This window comes from Acinetobacter sp. AOR12_HL, assembly GCF_027855275.1.
GTDB lineage: Bacteria > Pseudomonadota > Gammaproteobacteria > Pseudomonadales > Moraxellaceae > Acinetobacter > Acinetobacter baumannii.
Window position 1 is genome coordinate 14,244 of the sequence record NZ_JAKTIJ010000012.1, and the last position, 15,662, is coordinate 29,905.

Here is a 15,662-nt window from a genome sequence, read left to right on the forward strand (position 1 = left end):
TCGATAATTTAAAGATTTGACGATATTTAATTCGTTATAAGTCTTATGAGCAGGAATCATGCCGTTATTTTTTTAAATTAATTTTTAGCTATACTACTGTTTTATATAAATATTAAAAAATCGAGTTTAAAAGCTGTGTTGATATTTCAACACTTAAACGCTAAAGAGTGTCCCAATCACAACACAACGGCGGCATTTAACCTCAATAATAATTATAAAAAATTATAATTTATTGATTTATTTAAGATAATTTTATTGGCGTGGTTCTTGCTCAATACTCATATATTTTTTAATTCTTATGATGATATGCGTATTTTTCCACGTTTAGTTTTAGGTTTTAGTTTTTTGGGTCTTGTTGCTTGTGGCGCACAAAAAACAGAAGAGACCATCCCAAAACAGTCTGAACAGCAACAACTCCGAATTGCTGTCGTTGCCAATGGAACTTCGGGTAGTTTGGACTTTATTGGTGTGCCACAACTCATTTCACAAGATCAAATTTTTCTAAAAGCATTAAAGCAAAATCACATTGAATTAAAATGGGAACCTGTGACCACTGCTGCTGTAGCAACTTTGGTTAATGAAAGTTTTCTAAATAATAAAATCGATTTTGCTTTTTATGGGAACCTTCCTGCTGTAGTCCTTAATGCCACAGGCGTTAAAACACAAATTGTTGTACCCGGAGGTATTGGTAATAACGTCTACCTTATTGTTCCAGAAAATTCACCTATTAAATCTATTGAAGAATTAAAAGGTAAAAAAATTGCATTACATCGTGGCCGTCCGTGGGAAATTAACTTTGGGCAACTCATACAAAGTAAAGGATTAAGCCTAAAAGACTTTCAAATTGTGAATTTAAACCCGCAAGCTGGGGCTGCTGCTTTATCTGCCAAAAGTGTAGATGCCTTTTTTACCTTAAGTGATGCACTTACTTTACAAGATCGCCATTTGGGTAAAATTATTTGGTCATCACAATCTTTGCCCGCAGATTGGAAAATGCGTGCCGAACTCTGGGGTAGCAAAAGTTATATTGAGCAACATCCAGATACCACACAATTACTTGCTGATGCGACAGTACGTGCAATGGACTGGATTGCGCACCATCAAGATGAGTTTCAGCAAAGTCAAACTAAGTTTGGCCAACCTCTTAGTGTGATTCAACGTGAAAGCCAGAACACGGCAAGCACATGGCAACAAGACTGGTCTCCAGACTATCAAGTCGACTTTCTGAAACAGCATTATTCGAAAGTCATTGATCACGCTGTGAAAAATCAGCTTATTCAAACACCAATCAAAGCAGATGAACTGTTGAATCCGAAGTTTACCCGTCAAGCGATTCAAAATTTACATACGAATCATGCTTCAAATAAGCAGGGAAACTAGACAATGAAAATACTAGTAAAGCCACTTATTGAGCAAAATAACGTTTTATTTAAAACCCCACTCCGTAAGAAATTTTCTTCTAAAAAGGTGTATGGGCTGCTCTCTGTGATTTCACCCTTATTAGTATTACTCATTTGGCAGTTGATTAGTTCTTTACAGATTTTCCCAACCCAAATTTTGGTGCCACCTAAAACTGTCTGGAATACTTTTATTGCGTTGTTACAAAGCGGTGAGCTTCAAATGCATCTCAAAGATAGTCTGTCTCGTCTGTTTTTGGGATTTTCTATCGCAGCAATCAGCGCAATTGCTTTTGGTATTGCCTACGGGGCAAATACTCTCTTTCGCAATTACACCTATATTTTATTTAACGTTTTTTATCAAATTCCGATCTTTGTCCTTATTCCTATTTTTATTTTAGTTTTTGGGATTGGTGAATTATTTAAAATTTTACTGATTATAAAGGCCTGCTTTTTTCCAATAGCGTTAGCAACGACCGATGCAGTCAAAAATATTCCCAAAAAATATATTGAATTAGGACAAATCTACCAGCTTAAAACACGAGCTTGGCTCAGGCTTATTATTCTTCCATCCATACTCCCGCCGTTAATTGGTGGACTCCGCATTGCACTTGGTCGCGCATGGTTGATTTTAGTTGCCGTTGAACTACTGGCAGCTGGAACGGGTATTGGGCAAATGATGGAACTAGGACGTCAAATGTTACGCTTAGATGTTGTGATGGTTGGTGTGTTTATCACAGGCGTGGTCGGGTTTGTTTTGGATAAAGTTTTACGTTTAGTGGAACAACGCTTTATCTCGCCTGCGCTTAGTTCGGGGGAGAAATAATGTCTCAGCGTTCATTTACTTTAAAACAATCATGGCAACGGTCAATTATTTTAGTACAAGGCTTAGTACTGCCATTATTGTTATTAGGCTTATGGCAATACAACTCAAGCTTAGGTGCTAGTCATGCCTATGCATTTGTTCCTTTGCAAAACATTTATTTCGCATTTATCAAATTGCTTGAAACAGGTGAATTGTGGCTAAACACATGGGGAAGTCTTAAAAAAGCTGGAATAGGATTCATCTTAGGTTCGATAAGCGGATTAATTTTAGGTACTTTGCTTGCCTATTCAAAAGTTTTAAATGCTTTAGTTTCTCCACTATTTAACAGTATTCGACAAGTTCCATTACTGGGTTTAACACCTTTAATTGCCTTATGGTTTGGTAACGGAGAAGAAGCAAAAATCTTTATTATCGCGCTTGCCTCATTTTTTCCATTAGTGATTAATACATTTCAAGGCCTTAGCCACAATGATGCAAAATACGATGAAATTGCACGTATTTATCAATTTTCATTCTGGCGCAAATTTAAAAAAATACGCCTTCCCCAAGCCCTACCCCATATTTTAACTGGTCTAAATTTAGCCGTGCCCTTTACTTGGATCACCACTACAGCAAGTGAATTGCTATTCAATGCAGGTGCAGGACTCGGTAACTTAATGATGAAAGCCGAGATTAATGCCGAAATGGATATTCTGTTGGTTTGCGCCATAACAGTTACCCTTTGTGGAGCCTTTATGACAGCAGGTATTCATCTTATTTCAAAACGCCTGCTGCAATGGCGTACCTAATTTGTCTTTTTAAAAAATATTGTTAGGAATTTATATGTCGTTCTCACTACTTTCTATTAAAAAACTCAATAAATCTTTTCAACGTGATCAAAATACTTTGACCGTTTTAGATGGTATTAACCTCAACATTGAGCAAGGCGAATTTATCTCGATTGTTGGCAGTAGTGGCTGTGGAAAATCAACACTATTACGTCTTATTGCTGGATTAGATCAAGACTATGACGGTGAAATTTTACTGAATCAAACCCAAATAAAAGGTACAGATTTAAAACGCGGTCTTATCTTTCAAGAACACCGATTACTTCCATGGCTTACTGTTTTTGAAAATATCCATTTAGCACTTGAGGAGACTCCACTCACCCGTGAAGAGAAAAATTTACGGGTAAATGAGCATATAGAAATTGTCGGGCTGAAAGGTTTTGAAAAGGCTTATCCACATGAGCTTTCGGGTGGCATGGCACAACGTGTTGCAATTGCCCGTGGACTCGTCAATAAACCCGATATTTTACTTTTGGATGAGCCTTTTGGTGCTTTAGATGCCATCACACGGAGTCACTTACAAGTTGAGCTTCAGCGTATCTGGCAACACGAAAAAATCACCATGATTTTAGTTACCCATGATATTGAAGAAGCTGTCTATCTTGGAGACCGTGTCATTGTAATGTCAGCCCGACCAGGAAAAATTAAAGAAATTATTCATGTTCCGCTGACACATCCTCGACATAAAGAAAGTGAACTTTTATTTGGTTTTCGCAATCAGGCACTTAATATGCTAGATCATACAGCATAATTAATTTGAATATTGATCGATATTAATATGATTTAGAAAACAGATAATATCGTGATATTAATATTCTTTACACTTAATTAATATAGGATAGAGAAAATGGGTTTATCTATTTGGCATATTTTACTGTTTGCAGTGATTGTTATTTTATTATTTGGAACTTCAAAGTTAAAAAATCTAGGTAAAGACTTAGGTGGTGCAATTAAAGATTTTAAAGATTCAGTTAATTCTGATGATCAAAAATTATTGCAAAACCAGCAATACAAAGATATTAGTCCAGTTGAATCACATAATGAAAAACAAAATAAAATATGAGTGATTTATTATTATGTTTAATATCAGCTTTGGAGAGTTATTAGCTTTTGCAATTATTGCGCTTATTATTTTAGGACCTGAAAAGCTTCCTCACACATTAAGATCAGTCCTCCTCAAATACAGAGCAATTAAAAACCAAATTAGTAAAATTCAAAATGATATTGAAAACGAACTTGACCTGATCGAACTTAAGAGAGTCATGCAAGAAGAGCTGCAAAAAATAAAACAAAATGAAGAGCAGCTCAAACAACAACTTGCTCTCATGCAACAAGAAATTGAAAACGTACAAACAACTGTTTTTACGGAACAAAAAACCAAAGCACGGCGCATTAATGACTATATCTATACCCGTTCACAAGATGAGTTAAAGACACCATTTTTAGCTCATTTTAAAACAGCCAATAAATTCAGTGAGGATCAAGCCGCATGACGGAACATATTGTCAGTGAAAGCCTCACTGAAATGAAATATAGCGAACATTTAAAAGAATTAAGAAAACGGCTGATCTATAGTATTGGTATTGTTTTAGCGATTTTTTTATTACTACTTCCGCTTGCTCAGAAGAACTACCATTTTCTTGCTCATCCTTTAATTTCATTACTTCCTAGCAATTCCACCATGATTGCAACAGATGTGATGAGTACATTTTTAGCACCATTTAAACTCAATATTTATTTTGCGATTTTATTAAGCATTCCCTTTATTCTTTATCAATTTTGGCAATTTGTTGCTCCAGCTCTTTATCAAAAAGAAAAAAGGTTCGGTATAGCACTAGTGCTTTCGAGTAACCTTCTATTTTATTTAGGAATTGTGTTTGCCTATACTTTAATTTTGCCTCTCGCTTTAAAGTTTTTTGTTTTGGCATCGCCCGATAATGTGTTACCTATGACGGATATCAATAGCTATCTAGATTTTTGTTTGAAGCTTTTTCTTGCTTTTGGGCTAGCATTTCAAATTCCAGTTTTAACTTATATTCTTATTTTTATTGGCCTTATTTCTATTCAACAGCTAGAAGCACATCGTAAGCACATCATTGTATTCTTCTTTTTTATTGCAATGTTTATTACCCCTCCTGATGTTTTTAGCATGCTTGCTCTTGCAGTCCCAATGTGGTTGTTATTTGAATTGGGTTTATGGGTCACAAAATTCACAATGCAAAAAAACATCCATTAAAAAATGGATGTTTTTTCTATAGAAAACCTTTAAGCAATTTCATTTTCATTCTTATTAGGTAGTAAGTTATATCTTGATAGAAGATTACGTAAAACATTACGCGATAAGCCTAACATTTTTGCCGTCTTGACCTGATTATTCCAGCAACTTGAAAATGCAGTATTTACTATTTTATCTTCAATAATATGCCATGCTTCCCCATCATATTCTTGAAACAAGCGCTTCAAAATACTTTCAAACTCTTGAATAAGATCATTATCTGGTAAAACCGCTGAGCCCGTTTCCTCAGAAAATCTTAAATGCTCAAGATCAATTGTTTTACCGCCACTCACCAGCAAAGCATAGTGAATATTGTTTTCTAGCTCACGAATGTTGCCTGGCCAGCTATAATTGAGCAGCGCATTTCTTGCTCTATCACTAATATTTGGCTTAGTGGTAATGAGCTTCTGAGAATATGAACTTAAGAAGAAATCAACCAGAGGTAAAATATCTCCTTTACGTTCACGCAGTGGCAAAATATTAAGCACAACCACGTTCAAGCGATAATATAAATCTAGACGAAACTTGTTTTCTGCTACAGCTTTACGTAGATCGACGTGCGTCCCCGACAAAATACGGACATTAATTGGAATTGGTTTTCGACCGCCCACGCGTACGACTTCTTTTTCTTGCAACACCCTTAACAGCTTAACTTGTAAGGATAGAGGCAACTCACCTACCTCATCTAAAAATAAAGTACCACCATCGGCTGTTTCAAAAATACCAGCTCGAGTTTTGTTTGCACCCGTAAAAGCTCCAGCTTCATAGCCAAACAGTTCAGATTCGGCAAGAGTCTCGACCAAAGCACCACAATTGACAGCAAGAAAAGGCTTATTTTTACGATCACTTTTCAAATGAATTTCGCGCGCAATTAACTCTTTACCTGTCCCAGATTCTCCTTGAATGATGACACTGGCAGAGCTTGGAGCAATCGTTTCAACTTGATTTAATAATTTACGGGAGTTCTGATCTGAAAAGATAATTGCTTTTGCTCTTATTGGTTTTACAGGAACACCATTATCAGGCAAAGTAATTACTTTATAATCATTATCTAAAAAGGTCTTCATAATTACCCCATAAAACTTATGATATAAGCATTCTAAAAGGCTATATTACATTTCAGTGCGTTTTTTAATAAATAACAAATAAATATATTTAATCCAAAATTCACCTATTTTATTCTGAAAATATTTTCTCTTATAAATTAAAAATAAACACAATTCTTTTTTTATGATATGTTGCTTCTCAAACACAATGTTGTCTTTTTGATTAAATCCAAACAATCTAAAAAATTATAATCCATTCCTATATTTGATTTATATAGGTATAAAGTTTGGCATTTATTTTGCTCATTCATTTAAAATCCACAAAATAGGTTTAATAATGAGCATCGAATTTGTAGGTATGGTTTTCCCTAACCAATGGTCTGAAACCAAAGGAACACGAATTGGCCATAAAATTGACCTCGAATATCTACGTTACCACGCACGGGCACATGAATATGCGGGTTTTGATAAAGTCTTAATTGCTAACGGGCCAACCAGCCCAGACAGTGCACAAATCGCGGCATACCTTGCCCAACATACAGAACGTCTTGGATTTATGATTGCTCATCGTCCTGCACTGCTCACTCCAAATCTTGCTGCGCGTTCTTTTGCTACGCTTGACCATACTACAGGTGGTGGAAGAATCCGATTACATGCAATTACGGGAATTACAGCTGAGCCTCAAGAAGGCGATTATATTGTTGATAAAGTTCAGCGCTATGAACGGACGGGTGAATATTTAGATATCATCCAGAAACTTTGGAAAAGCGATCAACCCATTAGTTATGAAGGTAAATATTTTAAGTTAGATAATGCTTTTTGCCCGTTAAAGCCAGTCAACGGTACAATCCCGATTTCATTCGGTGGTTCATCAGACATTGCTTATGATATTGCAGTCCGCCATGCAGATCTCTATTCACTATGGGGTGAACCACTGGCTGGAGTAAAAGAGCAAATTACTAAATTGAAGCTCGCAGCAGAAAAAGCCAATAAACCACAGCCTCCTGTTAGCTTATCTGTACGTCTTATTATTGGTGCAACCGAAGAACTTGCTTGGCAACGAGCAGAACAGATTCTTGCAGATATTCAAAATAATCCAACTTTTCAAAATAACGGCACATTGTCGGGACATAAAATCAAAGGCATCGGTTCACAGCGCTTATTGGCAGCAGCCCAGCAAGGTGATCGACATGACCGCGCATTATGGATGCCAACCGCAACTGCTGTAGGGGCTTATGGCGATACGACGGCCCTTGTTGGTACACCAGACACCATTATTGCCTCATTACTTGATTATGTAGATTTAGGGGTGACGACTTTCTTAAATCGGGGCTACGATCCGATCTATGATACGGTCGATTATGGTCGTTATATTATCCCCGCTGTACGTGAAGAGGCAGCCAAAAGATTAAAACAAATCGCTTAAATATTTAAAGCAAAAGCCGCTCATTCAATATCTTTGAAGAGCGGCTTTTTTAATAAAGATTTTCTTTAGTGAGAAAATCTTTAGTCCATCTTTTATTGCAAGTCAGGTTTACAAATAGCCTGAATTTTCTCTCCCGCAATCACCTTTTTAGCAAACGGAATTGAATCTTTTAAGGAAGCATTAACAGTTTCGCTATGTCCTAAGCCATGATACAAATGACCTTCGACCACTGTACCTGCTTTACAAGCATCTGCCACCAGCTTCATTTGAGAACGAGCATCTGGAGTTCGGTCATTTGCCCCTGTTCCAATAAATAATGGATGATTGATTTTTAATGTAGGGTAATAACCATAATCATTTGACTGTTTCTCTTGCAGTTTTTTATAGCTTGCTGGCGGATTAGGTTTATATGCTTGTGCTGGCGAAAGCCCTGCGGTTTGAATATCTCCCATAAAACTTGTTAAGCAGGCATTTCTTGCTTGTTCAACTAAAGGAGCAGCTTCAGGCGTGAAAATATCTTCTGTTTTAATTTCTGGATATAAACTTTGTGTCACTAAAAAACTATAGATGCCATAAGCCAGTGATGGGCTGACTTCGTAAGGATTTAACTTTAACTGATTTTTTTCAGGCGTCGCTTCAGGATCTTGATAAATCACGCCTGTACCAATTGAACCTTTAATATTTAAGTCAGGTGCATACGTTGCCGAATAGGAAGAAGCCGCAACAGCCCCAGCGCCTCCTTGTGATTGGCCAACAATCACAAACTTATTGGCAAGTGGCAATTTTGTTTTTAAAGCAGCTCTACCACTATCTAAAATACTATAAGCCAGCATTGGGTTATTAATTAGCAAGTGTGGTCCTGCAACACCTAACCCTTCATAATCTGTGGCAACGACTGCAAATCCTTCTTTTAGCCAACGATTTAAATATTGTACATCTCGGTATGATCGTCCACTCCAAGACGGCGCACAAGCATCGGCCAAACCTACAGTACCATGTGCCCATAACACCACTGGCCAACCTTCTTTCGGTGGAGTTCCTTTTGGTAAGTGAATACTTCCTGAAACCACAATAGGTGTTTTGCTATCTTTACCACTCGTAGAACTGTAGAGAATCCGAATAACCTGACTGTCATTTGCTAAACGAATATAAGGATTATGAATCGCTTCTGTTTTTAATAATTTTCCTGCTTGTTCAGGAATAGCTGATTTCCATGTATAAAACTCGGAAACTCGGCCATCTCCATATTTATCGTCAGGTGTTGGAGCTTGTTGAGCGGTCGCCAAACAACTTGAAGTTAAAATCGTTGTGATTAAAGAAAACTTGCATAAAGTTGATAAAAAAGTATGTTGCATTGTCATTTACCTTAAAAACTGTCTCATCATTTTTGATTTAAAATTCGTAACTTACGCGGCCATATAAATACGTTCCAAATGCTCCTTCAGGCGCATTAAAACTATATTTGACAATGTTGCCGACCGAAGAATCTTTGGCTTGATCAGGATGGCTATTAAATAAGTTGATCGCCCCTAAATTGAATTTCAGGCCTTTCACGAATGCATCCGCTTTGTAGCCAATATCCAAATCTGCAATCCACTGAGGGTCAAAGGTTTGGTCTAGTGCAGTATTGGTATTATTTAAAGTAGTCCATTTATCGTAGCGACGGACAGCCGTATTCACGCTCCATGCTTGATTTGACCAAAGTGCGCCAAGCGTTAACTTTGTTTTCGGCGCAGCAGATTCAATCAGGCTTTGTGTATTTCGTCCTGCAATACTTGAAACAGGAATTCGCTCACCTTTTGCGGTAATAGAATCTCGAGTTTCGGTAATTTCATTTTTGTTATATGCCAGACCGAGATTCAGATTTAACTTACCATATTGTTCAAGGTTTAAATCATGTTTAAGTGCGAGCTCTAAGCCTTGAGTACGTGTATCTAGTAAATTATTAAAGAACGCCACATTGGCAATATTCGAATACGGTGTATTGGCAAAAGCATTGGTAATTACACTTCCAGTAATATTGTCTGAAAGCAAAATACGATTTTTAATATCGATTTGATAAAGGTCCAAAGTTGCCGATGTATTAACAAGTGGCTTCCAAACAAAACCTAAAGAATAATTCGTCGATTTCTCAGGTTTAAGAGAAGTTCCGCCAATCAGTAAAGCCGCCTCACTTCCTGCAACTAAAGTTCTTTGTTGAACATCTTGCCAACCTGAAGCGGTTTGCACTGTTTGTACGCTATAAGCCGAATAGCCCTGCTGTGCCAATGACGGCGCTCTATAGCCTGTATTTACTGAACCACGTACAGTAAATTTAGGTGATACATCATATTTAGCAAATAATTTTCCGTTTGTGGTCGAACCAAAGTCTGAATATTTTTCACTTCGAACAGCGGCACCCACATTCAAGTCTTTAATAATATCTGCTTCTAAATCTAGATAGATACCATAGACATCACGGCTAATTTTTCGTTCATCTTGGTCTGTAATTCCGGCATATATTCCCGGAACACCAACGCCCAAAGTTGTGCTTGGATTGAAATATGGGCCGCGGGTATAGGCAATCGGATCACCAGCATTTTGCTTATATTGCTCCCAACGATATAAAACCCCTGTAGACAACGTGAGTGGGCTTGCGAACCAGTCAATTGCAATATCACGGCTATAATCTAGCCCTGTATTTAATTGTGAAAAAATATTTTCGCCCAAGTCATAGTTTGAAGGAGAATTTGGCCCGTAACTTGGATTAATGCCATTGCCTTGTTCTGTGCTGACTTTATTTTGTCCATAGGTTGCATAAAGATCATATTTACCTGACTTCTGCTCTCCTTTTTTAACTCCAACTGTCGTTGCAAAGTCATCTACAGTGACCAAGCTCAATGGCGAGCGTCCATCTGGATAACGTTCTTTAAAATAGCTGGATTGATTCAGTACGGTTTTGGTTGTTGGGGGCTCATAAAAGTTTTCCCCTATTGTTTTACGATGGCCATAGCTACTAAAACCATAAAGTGCAACGTCATCTGTCAAAGGCAAATCTAGATTGGCAGTCACATTGATTTGATCTTTTTGTTCAGGGGAGCCAAATTTCCACGTTCTATAGGGTGTATTTTGTTCTGTATATTGAGCCTTGGTTGAACCATCATAAAAAGTTCGCGTATCAGGTGCTGTATTACTTGCAGCTTCACGTTTGCCTAAATCTAATGCAACCGTCAATGCACCATCGTTAGGAAGTGCAAAACCTTTCCAAAGATTAACTTTATGTTGTTCACCATCTCCTTGAGTGTAGCCACCTGTTTGATAGCTTACGCCACCTCCATGATCTCGTGATTTCAAAATAATATTAACGACGCCGGCAATTGCATCTGACCCATATTGTGCGGCAGCACCATCCCTCAAGATCTCTATACGCTCAATCGCGCTCACTGGAATTAAACTTAGGTCAGTTACCGCTGCGCCTCTTCCACCTGCATAGGCTTGGCGGGTGAAATAAGCGGATGTATGACGACGTTTTCCATTAATTAAAATTAGAGTTTGATCAGCAGATAATCCTCTAAGTGCAATACTTGGCGGAACCGATGCCCCAAACCCACCTGCAGGAGAACTCGGTAAAGTCACCGAAGGAGACAATCGTGTTAATGCTGCTGCAAGATCAGTTGCACCAGTCTCTTGTAACTCTTTGGCAGTTAAAATATCAACGGGTGCAGGTGCATCAAGTGAGCTACTAATTGCCCGTCTAGAGCCTGTGACAACCACAGATTGTAATGTGATGGCATCCTCTTTATCTGGCAAATTCTTTTGATCATTTGCCAAAGTAATTGAGGCAGTGAGTGTACTCAGTGCAAAAATTGAGGAGTGAAGAATGAATTGAGAAAAATATGTATGCATATTAGCTTCCTTAACGATCTAGACCGATATAGCAAAGCCGATGCCAAATATTTTATTATTTATTATCAATGCATTAAGAAATTTAAATAAAAGAATCATTGTTTAAATTTAAACAATGATTCAAAAAAATGCTTATAAAACTACAGTTGTGAAATCTGTAAATCGCTTAAACAAGTTGGTTTTGTAAATATGACTGATATAACTGAAAGTAAGCTGACTGCTGCTGTATTAAATGCTCATGTGAACCTTCTTCTACGACATGGCCATTTTTAATCACAACAATTTTGTCAGCCTCACGAATGGTACTCAGCCGATGTGCAATGACAATACATGTTCTATTTTGGCATAAGCGTCTGAGCGCATATTGTATTTTTTGCTCGGTATAAATATCGATTGCAGAGGTGGCTTCATCTAGAATTAATATTTTGGGGTTTGCCAAATAAGCACGAACTAAGCAAACAAGTTGCCTTTGTCCATGACTAAGATTTTTACCAAGCGCTCCCACTTCGGTGAAATAGCCTTGCGGCAGCTGTTGCAATATCTCATCCACTCCCAAGTCTTCAATAACCTGGATAAGTTTCTGGTCTGTAGCATCAGGTTGAACTAGACGTAAGTTATCTAAAATTGTTCCACTAAATAAAACATTATCTTGTAAAACGATACTCACATGCTGTCTTAAACTTGCAAGATGAATATTTTGTATTGGATAACGGTCTAGAAAAATTCCACCTTGCTGGGGTTCATAAAATCTCGTTAGTAACTGAACCATGGTACTTTTGCCATGTCCCGTTGGCCCTACAATCGCAATTATTTTTCCAGCTTCAATGTCCAAATTAAAGTTTTGTAAAACAGGTTTGTGGGTATAGGCAAAATCTACCGACTGAAATCGAATATGACCGTTCAAGTGTTCAAGCTTCAAAGCATTCGGTTGTTCTTGAATCGTAGACTGAGTGTCTAAAAGTAAAAATATTCGTTGCGCACATGCTGCTCCATTTGCATAACGTTCAAATAAATCGGTCAGTTCCTGTAAGGGGGCTAAGAATAAAAACACATAGAAAATACTCTCTGCAAACTGCCCTATACTAATCATGCCATCACTATACGCATAACTACCAATCACAATGAATCCGGCAGTAGCTAGAGTTGAGAGTAAACCTGTAAAGGGAGCAAACCAACTGGTCCGCTTGCTGCCATAAATAATAGAGTTATTAAAGTCTTTTAATAATTCTTGATAACGAGATTGATTGGTTTCGGTGTAATTTAATTGCTGAATGATTTTTGCTCCATTTACTGTTTCAACCAAATGAGCAGTAAACCGACTGCGTTCCTCCGCAACTCGTCCCCAATGTTTTTGTGATGACTTTTTAAAAATTGCAGTCATTCCAAATAAAATGGGTAGCGTCGCAAATAAACACCAGAAAAATGGTGGATAGATATGCCAAAGGAGTACTGAAGCTAATCCACAACGCAAAATTGCCGAAAGTAACTCTGGTGGCCCTTGTATCAAAACAGGCTCTAGCGTTTCGACATCACGATCGGCCCGTGAAATAATCCTGCCAGCCTTGGTACGATCAAAATAACCAATATTTAAACTTTGGATATGCTGAAATAACGAACGTCTTAAACCATTAATCACTTTCAAAGCTGCTCGGCCTGAAAGATATTTTGATACGCCCGCTAAAGCAAAACGACAAATCCAACTTAAGAATAAAATGCTAATCGCAATGAATAAAACAGGCTGATTCAATACTATTTTTCCAGCAATGTGTTGAAAGCCCGAATCTAAAATATATTTCACCACCCAAGGCCGAACAAAAACGCTCATCACTTGTAAAATTTCTACTGCAATTAAAGCAAGCAGCAAGTATCGAATGGGATAAATTAAAGGAATAAGTTTTTTTAGCATTCCTCTATGAATTGAGGCATTTGCCAAATTTTCTTCGATTTGTAGATCAGCTGATTTTGCAAATGGGCGGAAATTTTTAACACTGGTATTCATGCATCAATCTCCTGCTGCTCTAACTGAAAACCCATCAACTCTCGATAAAACAAACAATTTTGAACCAATTCAGCATGTGTGCCTTGGGCAATAATATGACCCTGATCAAGCACAATAACGCGATCAGATAAAGCAATCGTGGTTTGTTTATTAGAGTTAATAATGATTGTTTTCTTAAAATGGTTTCCATCATCAGAAAGTCCTGATAGTCGCTGTAAAACTTGTTTTTCTGTAGTGGCATCTAAGGCACTGGTAGAATCATCTAGTGCTAAAATTGGTGAATTTTTTAAAATAGAACGGGCCAAGGCAAGTCGTTGTTTTTGTCCTCCAGATAAGGTAACGCCCTTGTCCCCAATCAACGTGTCTAAACCATTATCAAGTCGTTGTAATAGTTCAGATGCAGAAGCTAAATGTAAAGCCTCTTTCATCTCTTGCTCCGTTGCATCTTGCTTAGCAACTCTTAAGTTATCTGCCAGTGTGCCACTAAAAAAGAAATTTTCTTGAGGAATGATCTGAACCCAATGTCGTAATTCAAATAGGCTCAAATCTTTAATATTCGTCCATCCCATTTGCTCAGAACCAATTAAAACTTGCCCTTCTGTTGGGTCAATAAACCGATTGAGTAAATTCATCAAAGTCGTTTTACCTGAGCCTGTCTTACCGACAATAGTAACGATTTCACCTGCTCGAAATTCAACACTGCATTGCTTTAAAATAAAATTTTTTGTTGTTTTATCCTGAAAGCTGACATTTTCTAATTTAATGCTTAATTCATCACGCCATTGCAACGTTAGAGGATATTGTTGATCTTCAATTGCGGACTTCTCATCTAGCATTTGCCAGATTCTTGTTGCAGACGAGCGAGCATCGGCAAAAATATGTAAGACCTGACCAATGCTTTCAATACGAAACACCAATAAATTTGCCATGAGAATGGCAGCAACAAATTGCCCTACCTGCAACTGATTTTGACCAATTAAATAAGCACCAAAAGCAATGACCCATAAGTAAGAACCCGCAATAATTACTTGCGGAATAGGTAACCGTTTTGCACTTGTCTTGATGGTCTGAATAGAATGATGAATAAATAGATCTACAGCATGGTTAAAACGTTGTAAAAGTTTCTCTTCGAGTTGAAAAGCTTTGACTACCCGAATTCCATTGACGCTTTCTGCCAATGTATCGCTGACTTTTTCATATGCAGATGCAACTTGATGGTCCAGAACCACCAATTGATTGGTCAGTTTAAATAGAACCCAAAGCCCTAAAAAAATAAATAATAAAGGAACTAGGCCAAGCCAAGGATGATACCAACACAAGAGCCCAACGGTTACGGTAACAACCAAGCTTGACTCAAATACTTGACGCCAAAAATTGATGAGCGCTTCTTTTAATTTATCTGAATCACGTGTTGTACGAGATAATACTTCTCCTAGCCCATGTTTCCAGTGCCATGAAACATCTAAATGCTGTACTTGGCTAAAGATTCTTTCCCTTAAAATACTTAGCAGTTGCTGGCCAATGGTTAAAGCACTTAACCCTGCTAAATATTGAATAACAGCTCTAATACTTGCAATACTCGTAAGTAGAATGAACCAAAACCAAGGATTTAAAGGATCAGTGATAGCATGCTGAAATAAGGTTGCTCGTTCACTATGTTTTAAGGTATCAATCGCATGACCGATTGAATACTGTTGAAGTGCTAACCCGATATTTGCGATAACAAATAAGGTCGCCGTCAATACAAAACGAAATGGCATAAAACGATATAAAGCCAAACTTCGCAATAATGGATAATTTTTAAACATAAAAGATAGTAAAAATTTAAGATTCCGTTTTATTGCGAGATTCATGCCAAATTAATGACCTTAAAAAATATTTTAAATTATTGTTTTATATTGTTTTTATAGAGCGCTATTTATGGGGGTGTTGTTTTTAAAACACCAAAGCAATTCTTGTGTTGTAATCGCAACAAAATTTG

The 15,662-nt window shown here is 37.4% G+C and carries 13 protein-coding genes; 8 read left to right on the forward strand and 5 right to left on the reverse strand.

Annotated elements, in window-relative coordinates; translation table 11 throughout:
- Window positions 1–306: 306 nt before the first annotated feature.
- The 7 genes from MKL36_RS04345 to tatC all read left to right on the forward strand — a co-directional run bounded on the left by MKL36_RS04345 (window position 307) and on the right by tatC (window position 5,286).
- Window positions 307–1,380, forward strand: a complete 1,074-nt coding sequence (locus MKL36_RS04345; protein ID WP_021510735.1) for an ABC transporter substrate-binding protein — start codon at window positions 307–309, stop codon at window positions 1,378–1,380.
- Window positions 1,381–1,383: 3 nt separating this feature from the next.
- Window positions 1,384–2,223, forward strand: coding sequence for an ABC transporter permease (locus MKL36_RS04350; RefSeq protein WP_021510736.1), 840 nt, complete (start codon window positions 1,384–1,386; stop codon window positions 2,221–2,223).
- Complete coding sequence (locus MKL36_RS04355; RefSeq protein WP_021510737.1) at window positions 2,223–3,011, forward strand: ABC transporter permease; 789 nt, start codon at window positions 2,223–2,225, stop codon at window positions 3,009–3,011. The genes MKL36_RS04350 and MKL36_RS04355 overlap by 1 nt, the downstream gene beginning before the upstream one ends.
- Before the next feature lie 19 nt (window positions 3,012–3,030).
- Window positions 3,031–3,801: an ABC transporter ATP-binding protein gene (locus MKL36_RS04360; protein WP_086374112.1), complete on the forward strand. Its 771-nt coding sequence runs from the start codon at window positions 3,031–3,033 to the stop codon at window positions 3,799–3,801.
- Window positions 3,802–3,897: 96 nt separating this feature from the next.
- Entirely contained in the window at window positions 3,898–4,113 is a 216-nt protein-coding gene (locus tag MKL36_RS04365; protein WP_005040670.1) for a Sec-independent protein translocase subunit TatA, read from the forward strand.
- A 13-nt stretch (window positions 4,114–4,126) separates the two neighbouring features.
- Entirely contained in the window at window positions 4,127–4,543 is a 417-nt protein-coding gene (gene tatB / locus MKL36_RS04370) for a Sec-independent protein translocase protein TatB (protein WP_021510739.1), read from the forward strand.
- Entirely contained in the window at window positions 4,540–5,286 is a 747-nt protein-coding gene (gene tatC / locus MKL36_RS04375) for a twin-arginine translocase subunit TatC (protein WP_021510740.1), read from the forward strand. The genes tatB and tatC overlap by 4 nt, the downstream gene beginning before the upstream one ends.
- A gap of 29 nt (window positions 5,287–5,315) precedes the next feature.
- On the opposite strand, the gene MKL36_RS04380 is transcribed toward tatC, so the two are convergent.
- Window positions 5,316–6,392: a sigma-54 interaction domain-containing protein gene (locus MKL36_RS04380; RefSeq protein WP_000846949.1), complete on the reverse strand. Its 1,077-nt coding sequence runs from the start codon at window positions 6,390–6,392 to the stop codon at window positions 5,316–5,318.
- Window positions 6,393–6,708: 316 nt separating this feature from the next.
- Between MKL36_RS04380 and MKL36_RS04385 the strand changes: the two genes are divergently transcribed.
- Complete coding sequence (locus tag MKL36_RS04385) at window positions 6,709–7,797, forward strand: LLM class flavin-dependent oxidoreductase (protein ID WP_021510741.1); 1,089 nt, start codon at window positions 6,709–6,711, stop codon at window positions 7,795–7,797.
- Between the two features lie 92 nt (window positions 7,798–7,889).
- Here the strand turns inward: MKL36_RS04385 and MKL36_RS04390 are convergent, their stop codons facing one another.
- The 4 genes from MKL36_RS04390 to MKL36_RS04410 form a co-directional block, all read right to left on the reverse strand.
- Window positions 7,890–9,152 carry a lipase family protein gene (locus MKL36_RS04390; RefSeq protein WP_021510742.1) on the reverse strand — a complete coding sequence of 421 codons (1,263 nt, stop codon included), beginning with the start codon at window positions 9,150–9,152 and terminating at the stop codon, window positions 7,890–7,892.
- Window positions 9,153–9,189: 37 nt separating this feature from the next.
- On the reverse strand, window positions 9,190–11,682 hold the full coding sequence (locus MKL36_RS04395) for a TonB-dependent receptor plug domain-containing protein (protein ID WP_021510743.1): 2,493 nt from the start codon (window positions 11,680–11,682) through the stop codon (window positions 9,190–9,192).
- Window positions 11,683–11,848: 166 nt separating this feature from the next.
- Window positions 11,849–13,681 carry an ABC transporter ATP-binding protein gene (locus MKL36_RS04405; RefSeq protein WP_021510744.1) on the reverse strand — a complete coding sequence of 611 codons (1,833 nt, stop codon included), beginning with the start codon at window positions 13,679–13,681 and terminating at the stop codon, window positions 11,849–11,851.
- Window positions 13,678–15,489 (reverse strand): ABC transporter ATP-binding protein, encoded by a 1,812-nt coding sequence (locus MKL36_RS04410; RefSeq protein ID WP_021510745.1) that lies wholly within the window; start codon window positions 15,487–15,489, stop codon window positions 13,678–13,680. The genes MKL36_RS04405 and MKL36_RS04410 overlap by 4 nt, the downstream gene beginning before the upstream one ends.
- Between the last annotated feature and the right edge of the window lie 173 nt (window positions 15,490–15,662).